At 69.2% G+C, this 12,503-nt stretch carries 1 protein-coding gene; it reads right to left on the reverse strand.

The features are described 5' to 3' along the window. The coding region (locus tag BMY03_RS25900) for a non-ribosomal peptide synthetase (protein ID WP_143067584.1) at window positions 1-12,503 on the reverse strand (12,503 nt) is incomplete at both ends.

Genomic DNA, 12,503 nt, shown 5'->3' on the forward strand with positions numbered 1-12,503 from the left:
AACGCCGGGTTGGAGGCGAAGGCCACGCGGTCCTGGTGGTTGAAGTCGGCAAAACCGTTGTTGATCACCAGGCGCACGATGGCCCGGTGCGGCACCTGCACGCCCTTCGGCGTGCCGGTGGAGCCGGAGGTGTACATGATGTACGCCGCGCTGCCGGCGTCCACCGCCAGGCCCAGCGGCGCAGCCGCATAGGTGCTCAGGTCGAGCCGGTCGAGTTCGACCCGGCGCGGGCCCGCCACTTCGGGCTGGTCGCTATGGGTCAGCAGCAACGCCGCCCCGCTGTCACCGACCATGAACGCCTGGCGCTCGACCGGGGCATTGCCGTCAAGCGGTACGAACACTGCCGCGCACTTGCTCACCGCCAGCTGGGCCGCCAACAAATCGAAGGAGCGTGGCAGCAACAAGGCCACGCGATCACCGGCGCGCACGCCCAGTTCCAGCAGATACTCGGCCAGCCGATTGGCCTGCCAGTCGAGGGCCTGGTAACTCCAGCGCCTTGTGCCATGGGCCACCGCCAGCGCATCCGGGCTGGCCTTGGCCTGCGCCTCGAACAACACATGCACGGGCAGATCACGCGGGTAGTCGCGCCCGGTGGCGTTGAATTGGCGCAACACCCGCTCGCGCTCGGCTGCCGGCAAGCCATGCAGCCGGCTCAGTGGCGTTGCCGGCGTATGCGCCAATGCTTCGACCAAGCGGGCCAGGGCCTCCTGCAACAGCTGGCAGACCAAGCCGCCGTCCACGGCCGCCACCGCTTGCACGGTCAGGGCGAAGCCATCCCCCAGGTCGTCGACGCTGACCACCAGCGGGTAGTTGCTGCGCTCATGGGCGGCCAGCAGTTCGATCCCCTGCCAGGCCTGGGCCTGCTCCGTGCCGCCAGCCGCGCTGTGGCGGTAGTTCAGCAGGCTGGTGAACAGTGCCTGTGAGGCCGGCACGCCGCTGCAGCGCTGGGCCAGGGCCAGGGAGGCCTGTTCATGGGCCAGCAGGCGCGCCAGGCGCTGATGGGTCAGGCGCACGCCCTCGACCACGTCCATGTCGCCCACGCTGACCCGCAACGGCAAGGTGTTGATGAACATGCCCAGCGCCCGTTCGGCACCCTCGCCGCCCTGCAGGCGGCCGAGCAGCACGGTGCCGAACACCACCTCCTCACGGCCGGACAACTGCGCCAGCACCTGCCCCCAGGCCTGGTGCACCAGGCTGGCGACACTGATCCCCAGCGCCCGCGCCTGACCGCGCAAGCGTTGCGCCAGGCTGTCGTCCAGGTACTGGCGATGGTCGAGCACATGACTGCCATCGCCCAGCGCGTCACGCAGACCGAACACCTCGGTCGGCGCATCGATATCGCCCAGCAGCTGGCGGAACATCGCCTCCTGCGCCTGACTGTCGTCGCGCAATCCCGCATGGGCCACATAGTTGCGGTACGGCACGCTGTCGCCCTGAGGCTCGCGGCCCAGCAGCACATCGCCGACCTCCGCCACCAGCAGCTCCATGGCGGCATGGTCGAGGAGGATATGGTGCAGCAGCAGGGTCGCCTGCAGGCGGCCATGCTCCACACTGCTGCTCAGGTGCATCAGGGGGGCGCGCCCCAGGTCCAGGCGCACGCTGTCCAGCGCCGGCCGGATGTCCAGGCGCGCTTCGCGCCAGACCACCTGCACGGCCTCATCGAGCCCCTGCCAGTGCACGCTGGTGCGCAGGATGTCGTGACGGGCGATGACCTGGTTCAGCGCGGCGACGAAGGCGTCCAGCTCGGCCTGGCCGGCGAAGGCGAAGCCCAGTTGCAGCACATAGGGGTCGATCTCGGCGCTGGCCAGGTGGTGGTAGAGAATGCCCTGCTGCAACGGCGCCAAGGCATAGAGGTCCTGGACATTCGCCGCGCCGCCGGGGATCTGCCGCACGACCTGGTCGAGCGCCGCCTGGTCCAGTTTCGCCAGTGGCAGCATATCGACGGTGATGCGCTGGCAGTCGGCCGGGATGCGATTGGCCGGCACCTCCACCATCACTTCGCCGCCCACCGCCGCCGCCAGCGCCGCCAGGGTCGGCTGGCCGAACAGCACCCGCACATCCGCCGCGAGGCCCGCCTGGCGCATGCGCGCGGTCAGGGTCACGGCCAGCAGCGAATGGCCGCCGAGCTCGAAGAAGTTGTCGTGGCGACCGACCTGTTCGACACCCAGCAACTCACGCCAGAGTTGCGCCAACAGCGTCTCGACCTCGCCTTGCGGCGCCTCGTAGACCTGCTGCGTCCCCTCTGGCTGCGGCAGCGCCTTGCGGTCCAGCTTGCCGTTGGGGCTCAGCGGCAGCGCCTCGAGGTAGGTGAACGAGGCTGGCACCATGAACTCCGGCAATTGGCCGAGCAGTGCCGCGCGCAAAGCCTCCGGCGCCTGCCGGGCACCGGTGTAGTAGGCCAGCAGGCGCTGCTCGCGGGCCAGTACCACCGCCTCCTTGACCCCTTCGACGCGGGTCAGGCAGGCCTGGATCTCGCCCAGTTCGATGCGCAGGCCGCGCAGCTTCACCTGGTCGTCGTTGCGCCCCAGGTACTCCAGGTTGCCGTCGGGCAGATGCCGGGCCAGGTCGCCCGTGCGGTACAGGCGACCACCGGCCTGGCTGGCGAACGGATCATCAAGGAAGCGCTCGGCCGTCAGTTGCTCGCGGTTGAGGTAGCCACGCGCCACCTGCACGCCGCCGATATACAGCTCGCCGGCCACGCCCCGCGGCACGGGCTGGCCGTGGGCATCGAGCACGTACAGCGTGGTATTGGCGATCGGCTTGCCGATCGGCGTGTTGTCCGGCGCCGTCACACAGTGCCAGGCGCTGACGTCCACCGCCGCTTCGGTCGGGCCGTAAAGGTTGTGCAGCTCGACCGTCGGCAGCTGTGCCTGGAAGCGCCGCACCAGCGCGCCGGGCAAGGCTTCGCCGCTGCACAGGACGCGCTTGAGGCGGTGCGGCAGGACATCGCCATGGGCGAGAAACACATCGAGCATGGACGGCACGAAGTGCAAGGTGCTGACCTGCTCGGCGCGGATCACCTCGCGCAGGTACTCGGGGTCGCGGTGCCCGCCAGGGCGCGCCATCACCAGCCGTGCCCCGGTCTGCAGCGGCCAGAGGAACTCCCACACCGACACGTCGAAACTGAACGGGGTCTTCTGCAGTACCACGTCGTCAGCGCCCAGCTGATAGGCGTCCTGCATCCACAGCAGGCGGTTGACCACCGCGGCGTGCTCGTTCATCACCCCCTTGGGCAGGCCGGTGGAACCGGAGGTGTAGATCACGTAGGCCAGGTGGCGCGGGGTCAACCCTGCCACCTGCGGCGCCTGTGCCGGTTGCTCCAGCCAAGTCGGCAGGTCGAGGTCGATCACCGGCACCGCGCTGGCCTGCGGCACATGGCGTGTGGCGGCGTGCACCAGCACCGCCAGCGGGGCGCTGTCGCCAAGCATGTGGCGGAGACGCTCGGCCGGGTACTCCGGGTCCACCGGCACATAGGCGCCGCCCGCCTTGAGGATGGCCAGCAGGCCGACCACCATCGCCAGGCCCCGCTCGACGCAGATCGCCACCCGGTCGTCGGGCTTCACGCCCAGGTCGATCAGGTGATGGGCCAGGCGGTTGGCCTGGTCATCCAGCTGGCGATAGCTCAGCTCGCCCTCCTCTGCCTTTACCGCCACGGCATCAGGGGTGCGCCACACCTGGGCCTCGATCATTCCGTGCAGGGTCTGGTCAAGGTCGTAGGCCTGGGTCGTGTCGTTGAAATCGCCCAGCACCTGACGCCGTTCATCAGTGCTCAGTACGGGCAGGCGCTCCAGTTGCTCCTCGGGGTGCTGTTCAAGCGCCAGCAGCAGACCGTCGAGCACCTGCAGCATCTGCGCGCAGACTCTTTGCGCGCCGACCTGGGCAGACACCTGCACGCCCAGGCGCAGGCCGTCGCCGAAATCATCCACGTTAAGGCTCAGCGGGTAGTTGGTGCGCCCCTCGCTGCCCAGCGCCTCGATACCTTCCCAGGCTTGCGCCTGCGGCGCGGCCCGGCTGCTCTGGCGGTAGTTGAGCAAGGCGCTGAACAGCGGCAGCGGCGCCGCCACCTGGCTGCAGCGCTGGGCCAGGGCCAGCGAGGCGTGCTCGTGGAGCAACAGCGCCGAAAGCTCGCGGTGCGTTGCCAGCACGCCTTCGCGAACGCCGAGCCCACCCAGGTCGACCCGCAGCGGCAAGGTGTTGATGAACATGCCCAGCGCCCGTTCGCTGCCCTCGCCGCCCTGCAGACGGCCCAACAGCACGGTGCCGAACACCACCTGGTCCTTGGCGCAGGCACTGCCCAGCAGGCGCGCCCAGGCCAGGTGCACCAGGCTCGCAGTGCTCACCCCCAGCTGGCGGGCCTGGTCACGCAGGCGGCCATAGCGGGCCCCCTCGAAATCGACCTCGGCCTCATCGAGGGCCAGCCCCTCGCCTTGCACCTCGCGCAGGCCGAACGGCAGGCTCGGCTCGTCGATATCGCCCAGGCGGGCGCGGAAGAAGGCCTCATGCTCGGCCTCGCTGACGCCCTGGCGCGCCTGCACCACGTAGTTGCGGTACGGCACCGACGGTGGCGGCGGCTCGTCGTGGCCCGACAGGTAGCCGCGCAGCTCGGCCTGCACCGCCTGCATGGCGATATGGTCGAGCACGATATGGTGGAACTGCAGCACCGCCTCGATCCGCTGGCTGCCCGGCACGGCGCGGTGCAGCAGCCTGATCAGCGGCGCCTGGCCCAGGTCCAGGCGTGCCAGGTGCTGCGTGTCGAGCGGCGCCAGTTGCAGCGGCGCCTGGCGCCAGACCACCTGCACCGGTTGCGCCAGGCCCTCCCAGAGCACCGCGGTGCGCAGGATGTCGTGCCGGGCGATGACCTGCTCCAGGGCCTCGGCGAACGCCTGCAGGCGCGCCGGGCTGTCGAAGCGCAATTGCGCGCGCAAGGCATACGGATCGGCGTCCGTGCTGCTCAGGTGCAGGTAGAGAATGCCTTCCTGCAACGGTGCCAGTGGGTAGATGTCCTGCACGTTGGCCGCGCCGCCCGGCACCGTGGCAACGATGCGTTCGATGTCGGCCTGCTCCAGCGCCACCAACGGCAGCATGTCCGGGGTGATGCGGGTGCAATCGGCCGGGATCAGGTTGGCCGCAACCGGCACCTGGCGGCTGTGCCCCAGGGTGGTTGCCAGCGCCGCCACCGTCGGCTGGCCGAACAGCGTGCGCACGTCGGCTTGCAGGCCGGCCTGGCGCAGCCGCGCGGTCAGGCTTACGGCCAGCAGCGAATGGCCGCCCAGTTCGAAGAAGTTGTCGTGACGCCCTACGCGCTCGACACCCAGCAACTGCGCCCAGATTTCGGCCAGCAGGGTTTCCGTGTCGCCCTGTGGTGCTTCGTAGCCGCCCGCCTGCAGATCCGGCAGCGGCAGTGCCTTGCGCTCCAGCTTGCCGTTCGGGGTCAGTGGCCAGCTGTCGAGATGGATGAACAGCGCCGGCACCATGTACTCCGGCAGCTGTGCCAGCAAGGCCCGGCGCAGCGCGTCGGCCTGTTGCGGTTCACCCCGGTGATAGGCGACCAGGCGCGCACCGCTGTGCGGATGCTCGTGCACCAGCACCAGCGCCTCACGCACACCCGCGATCCGGTTCAGGCAGGTCTCGATCTCGCCCGGCTCGATACGCAGGCCGCGCAGCTTGATCTGGTGGTCGGTGCGGCCGAGGAACTCCAGTACGCCGTCGTGGCGCTGGCGCACCAGGTCGCCACTGCGGTACAGACGCTCACCGTCGACGAACGGGCTGGCGATGAAACGCTCGGCCTGTTGTTCCGGCAAGCCCAGGTAGCCCCGCGTCACCCCGGCCCCGCCGATGTGCAACTGACCGGCAACGCCGAACGGCACCGGTTGGTCATGCGCATCCAGCACATACAGGCGTGTGTTGTCGATCGGCCGTCCGATCGGCAATGCGCCCGCCGGCAGCGGATCTCGCGCTTCCAAGGTCCAGACGCTGCAGTCAACCGTGGTCTCGGTGGGGCCATAGACGTTGTGCAGGCGCACCTGTGGCAAGCGCTCGCGTACCTGGCGGGCCAGGGCTTCGGTGAGCTCGCCACCACCGCAGACGATGTCGGTAAGGCTGGCGCAGGCGGCGCTGGCGTCCTCGTCGAGGAACTGCTGCAGCAAGGCCGGCACGAACTGCACCACGTTCACCTGCTGCCGTTCGATCAGCTCTACCAAGTACTGCGGGTCGCGCTGGCCATCCGGGCGCGCCAGCACCAGGCGCAACCCGCTGCACAGCGGCCAGAACAGCTCCCACACCGAGGCGTCGAAGCTCACCGGGGTCTTGTGCAGCACCGCACCTTCGTTCGGAAACAGCCCGGTGCTCCAGTGCACCAGGTTGACCACGTTGCGGTGCTCGACCATCACGCCCTTGGGCACGCCAGTGGAGCCGGAGGTGTAGATCACATAGGCCAGGTGCTCCGAGGTCAGGCCAGGCACCTGCGGATTGCTGTCCGACAGGTCACCCCAAGTCGGCTGATCGAGGTCGACCAACTTCGCCGACGAACCCACCAGGGCGCGGGTGGCCTGTTGCACCAGCAACGCCCGCGGTTGGCTGTCGGCGAGCATGTGGCCGAGGCGCTCGGCCGGATAGTCCGGGTCGAGCGGCACATAGGCGCCACCGGCCTTGAGGATCGCCAGCAGGCCGACCACCAGCGCCAGGCCGCGCTCGACGCAGATCGCCACCCGGTCGTCGGGCTGCACGCCCAGCGCGATCAGGAGATGGGCCAGGCGGTTGGCCTCGGCATTGAGCTGGGCATAACTCAGCTCACCCTGCTCCGCGCAGATGGCCACGGCCTCGGGCGTACGCAGGGCCTGGGCCTCGAACAGCGCCTGGAGGGTCTGGGTCAGGTCGTGAGGCCGCGCCGTGCGGTTGCAGTCGTGCAGCAGCTGACGGCGCTCATCGAGCGACAGCACCGGCAGTTGCAGCAACGCCTGGCGTGGCTCGCGTGCCAGCGCTTCGACCATGGCCTGCAGCACCTGCCGCAGTTGCTCACAGACCCGCGCGGCGCCGACCGCCGCCGGGGCCAGGGCCACCAGACGGAAGCTTGCACCGATGTCGTCCACGCTCAGGCTCAGCGGATAGTTGCTGCGCTCGTTGCTCTGCAGGGTCTCGATACCCTGCAGCGCCAGGCGCTGGGCCTCGTCCGCCTGGCTGCCGTGACGGTAGTTGAGCATCGCGCTGAACAGCGGCGCCGGTGCCGGCACGCCGCTGCAGCGCTGGGCCAGGGCCAGCGAAGCATGCTCGTGGGCGAGCAAGGCACTGAGGCGCTGCTGGGTCTGATGCACCGCCTCCTGCAGGGTCGCGGCCTGCAGGTCCAGGCGCAACGGCAGGGTGTTGATGAACATGCCCAAGGCCTGTTCGGCGCCCTCGCCAGCTTCCAGCCGGCCCAGCAGCACGGTGCCGAACACCACGCTGTCGCGGCCGCTGGTCGCTGCCAGCAGACGGCCGTAGGCCAGGTGGAACAGGCTGGCGACGCTGACGCCCAACTGCCGGGCCTGTTGCCGCAGGTCTGCGCACAGGGCCGCGTCCAGCCACAGCTGGGCCTCCTCGATACCCTGGCCATCGACCTGCACGTCCCCCAGGCCGTAAGGCAAGGTCGGCTCGTCGATATCGCCCAGTTGCTTGCGGAAGAACGCCTCGTGCTCGGCCTGGCTGACGCCCAGGCGCGCCTGGGCCACGTAGTTGCGGTATGGCGCGCCCTGCCCGGCCGGCACCGCTGCACCCTGCAGGTAACCGACCAGCTCGCGGCCCAGTACATCCAGGGCGGTATGGTCGAGGACGATATGGTGGAACTGCAACGCGGCCAGCAACCCTGAACCTTGCGGGTCCGGCCAGTGGTACAGACGCACCAACGGGGCCTGTTCCAGGGCCAGGGCGTGCGGCACCGCGGCTTCATCCGCCACCTCGAACACCGCCAGAGCGGCCTGGCGCCAGACCACCTGCACCGCCTGCGGCAGGCCGTCCCACAGCACCGAGGTGCGCAGCACGTCGTGGCGGGCGATCACCTTGCCCAGGGCATCGACAAAGGCGTGCAGGCGTTCGTGGCTGGCGAACGCCATGCGCGAGGCCAGCACGTAGGGGTCGTGCTCCGGCGAGCTGAGGTGGTGATAAAGGATGCCTTCCTGCAACGGCGCCAGCGGGTAGATGTCCTGCACGTTGGCCGCGCCGCCCGGCACCGTGGCGACGATACGTTCGATGGCGGCCGGCTCCAGCTCCACCAGCGGCAGCATGTCCGGGGTGATCCGGGTGCAGCCGGCCGGGATCCGGTTGGCCGGGACCTCGACCTGATGGCTCTGGCCCAGGGTCGCCGCCAGCGCCGCCACCGTCGGCTGGCCGAACAAGGTGCGTACGTCGGCCTGCAGTCCGGCCTGTCGCAGGCGCGCGGTCAGGCTTACCGCCAGCAACGAGTGGCCGCCGAGTTCGAAGAAGTTGTCGTGGCGACCAACCTGCTCGATACCCAGCACCTCGGCCCAGATCGCGGCTATTGCCACCTCGGAAGCACCGCTCGGCGCGACATAGACTTGGCGAACCAGGGCCGAGGGGTCGGGATCCGGCAGCGCCTTGCGATCCAGCTTGCCGTGGCTGGTCAGTGGCAGCGCGTCCAGGCGCATCAAGGCTTGCGGTAGCAGATGCGCCGGCAGGCTGGCCTGCAAGTCCTCGCGCAGGCGCTCGATATCGACCGCTGCCGCTTCGGTAAACCACGCCAGCAGGCGCTCGTCACGCACCAGCACCACGGCATCGGCGATGCCCGGCAGGGCCTTGAGCGCGGCCTCGATCTCGCCCAGCTCGACCCGCACACCGCGGATCTTCACCTGGTCGTCGTTGCGCCCCTGGTAGTCCAGGGTGCCGTCGGCGTTCCAGCGCACCAAGTCGCCAGTGCGATACATCCGGCCACCAGCGAACGGGTCGTCAAGGAAACGCTCGGCGCTAAGGTCGGGGCGGTTGAAGTAACCGCGTGCCACCTGCGCGCCACCGATGTACAGCTCGCCGGTCACGCCGACCGGCACCGGTTGGAGCTGCGCATCCAGCACATAGACACGGGTATTGGCGGTCGGCTTGCCGATATGCAGCGCGCCACCCGGCTGAAGTTGACCGGACGTTGCGACCACCGTGGTCTCGGTCGGGCCGTAGTTGTTGACCAGCACGAAGCCCGGATCGCGGTCGAACTGGCGCAGGCGGTCGCCGCCCACCAGCAAGGTGCGCAGGGTCGGGTGCTGGCGTTCGCGGCGCAGCGCCTGCTCGGCCACCGGGGTCGGCAGGAAGCTCACCTGCAGCGGCTGCTCCAGCCACCAGTCGAGCAGTTCGTCCACGTGCTCGCCGCCAATCTGCACCGGCGGCAGGTGCAGCACCGCCCCAGCACACAGCGCCGGCCAGGCCTCCCAGGCCATGGCGTCGAAGCCGAAGCCGGCGACGCTGGAGCTGTGGCTGCCGGCGCCCAGGTCGAAGGCCTGGCAATGCCAGTGGACCAGGTTGGCCAGGGTACGGTGCTCGACCATCACCCCCTTGGGCTGGCCGGTGGAGCCGGAGGTGTAGATCACATAAGCCAGCTGATCCGCATCCAGACCGGTGACGACGGGGTTGCTGTCGGCTTCATGAGCCCAGTCATCGCCATCCAGCGCAACCTTGGCCACCTCGCCCACCAGCGACTCAGTGCTCGATTCGACCAGCACCAGCGTCGGCGCACTGTCACTGAGCAGATAGGCAATGCGCTCCGCCGGATAGCCCGGATCGACCGGCACATAGGCCGCGCCGGCCTTGAGCACGGCCAGCATCGCCACCAGCCGCTGCGGACCGCGCGGCAGGCACAGCGCGACACGGTCGCCCAGCGCCACGCCACGCTTGATCAGGTAATGGGCCAGGCGATTGGCGCGCTGGTTCAGCTCGCCATGGCTCAGGCTCACCTCGCCCTGCACCACGGCCAGCGCCTCGGGTGCCTGGGCCTCGACCAGCGCGTGCACGGTGTGCCCCTGCGGGTAGCTCGCAGCCGTGGCATTGAAGCCTTCGAGCACTTGGCCCAGCGCTGTGTGATCGAGGATGGGCAATGTGTCGACCTGCACCGCGCCACCTTGCTCCAACGCCTGGATCAGCCCGGCCACAGCCGAGCTCATCCAGCCCGCGACCCGCTCGGCGCCGATCCCCAACAGGGCCAGCACACTGAGGGTGAAGCCTTCGCCGTGGTCGTCCACGCTCAGGGTAAGTGGGTAGTTGCTGCGTTCCTCGCCGCCCAACTGGTGCATACCCTGGAAGCTGTCGCCAGCTGCTGCGGCGACATCAACCGGGCTGTGACGGTAGTTGAGCAAGGCGCTGAACAGTGGCGACGAGGCCGCCACCCCACTGCAACGCTGAGCCAGCGCCAGCGATGCATGTTCGTGGCCAAGCAGCGCCGACAGCCGCTGGTGGGTAAGCCGTACTGCGTCACTGGCCCCCTTGGCCGTGTCGATGCGCAACGGCAAGGTATTGATGAACACGCCCAACGCACGGTCGGCGCCCTCGCCGCCCTGCAGGCGGCCCATCAGCACGGTGCCGAACACCACGTCGTGACGTCCCGCCAGCACGCCGACCACGCGGGCCCAGGCCAGGTGCATCAGGCTCGCGGCGCTGACACCCTGCGCCCGCGCCTGTTCGCGCACCCGGCGCGACAAGGCCAGGTCCAGCGGCAGGCGGGCTTCCTCGATATCACGCCCATCGCCCTGCACATCGGCCAGGCCCATGGGCAGGGTCGGCTCGTCGACATCGCCGAGCATGTCGCGGAAGAACGCCTCGTGCCCCGCCTCGGCGGCGCCCAGGCGCACCTGGGCCACGTAGGTGCGGTACGGCACGGCTGCGCTCAGCAGGTGCTGGCTCCCAGACAACAACGCCTGCATTTCATGGACAATGACCTCCATCGCCGTGTGGTCCAGGGCCAGGTGATGGAAGTGCAGCACCGCGACCACGCGCTGCCCGGCCGGGTCCATGGCGTAGGTCAGGCGCAGCAGTGGCGCCTGGGTCAGGTCCAGGCGCTGCGAGCGTGCGTCGAAATGATCGTGCAGGCGCTCGATCACCGCCTCCTCGCCCAGCCCAGTAACTTCGTGCACGTCCAGGCGGGCTTGGCGCCAGACCACCTGCACCGGCTCCGCCAAACCTTCCCATACCACCGAAGTGCGCAGGATATCGTGGCGGTCGATGACCTGCTGCAAGGCACCGGCACAGGCTTGCAGCCGTTCCAGGCTGTCGAAGGCCAGGCGGGTCTGCAGCAGATAGGGATCACCCTGCTCCGCACTCAGGTGGTGATAGAGGATGCCTTCCTGCAACGGCGCCAGCGGGTAGATCTCCTGCACATTGGCGGCGCCGCCCGGCACGCTGGCGACGATGCGGTCGATGCTGGCCTGGTCGAGATCAATCAGGCTGAGCATCTCTGGCGTGATCCGGGTCGCATCGTGGGGGACACGGTTCTCGGGTACGGCTACCTCTCGTCCAGAACCCACCGCCGCCGCCAGCGCGGCCAGGGTCGGCTGGGCGAACAGCACGCGCACGTCGGCAGCCAGGCCGGCCTTGCGCATGCGCTCGACCAGGCTCACCGCCAGCAGCGAGTGGCCGCCCAGCTCGAAGAAGTGGTCGTGGCGACCGATCTGCTCGACCTTGAGCACCTCGGCCCAGATTGCGGCCAGTGCCGTCTCCACCTCGCCCTGCGGCGCCTCGAAGGCGCGGCTGACCACGGCCTCGCTGCCCGGCTGCGGCAACGCACGGCGGTCGAGCTTGCCGTTGGCGGTCAATGGCAAGGCTTCAAGTCGCACATAAGCCGACGGCAGCATGTAGTCCGGCAGTACACCTTGCAGACGCTCGTGCAGTTCGCCGATGGCCGGGGTCTCGCCGGTGAAGTACGCCACCAGGCGTTTGTCGCCCGGCGCGTCCTCACGCACGATCACCGCCGCGTCGCGCACGCCCGGGCATTCGCCCAGGCGCGCCTCGATTTCGCCCAGTTCGATGCGGAAACCGCGCAGCTTGATCTGCTGGTCGGCACGGCCCAGGTAGCGCAGGGTGCCGTCGGCCTGCCAACTGACCAGGTCGCCACTGCGATACATCGTGCCGCCGTTGAACGGATCGGGCAGGAAGCGCTCGGCCGTCAGCTCTGGCTGGCCCAGGTAACCCAGGGCCACGCCGTCGCCGGCGATGTACAACTCGCCCACCGCCCCCACCGGCAGCAGTTGCTGGCGGGCATCGAGCACGTAGCAGCGGCTGTTGCCGATCGGTTTGCCGATCGGGATGCTGCCCTCGCCCACCGCGGTGATTTCGTGGGTGGTGCTGAAGGTGGTGGCCTCGGTCGGGCCGTAGCCATTGAGCAGGTGTTGCGGCGCGCCATCGCGCAGCACCCGGGCAATCACCGCCGGGTCCAGCACATCACCACCGACCATCAGGTAACGCAGGCCACGCAACGCCGGCAGCAGGTCGTCAGCGAACTGGTGGAACAGGCCGGCGGTCAGCCATAGCACGGTGACGCC

It is taken from the genome of Pseudomonas soli (genome assembly GCF_900110655.1).
Classification (GTDB): domain Bacteria; phylum Pseudomonadota; class Gammaproteobacteria; order Pseudomonadales; family Pseudomonadaceae; genus Aquipseudomonas; species Aquipseudomonas soli.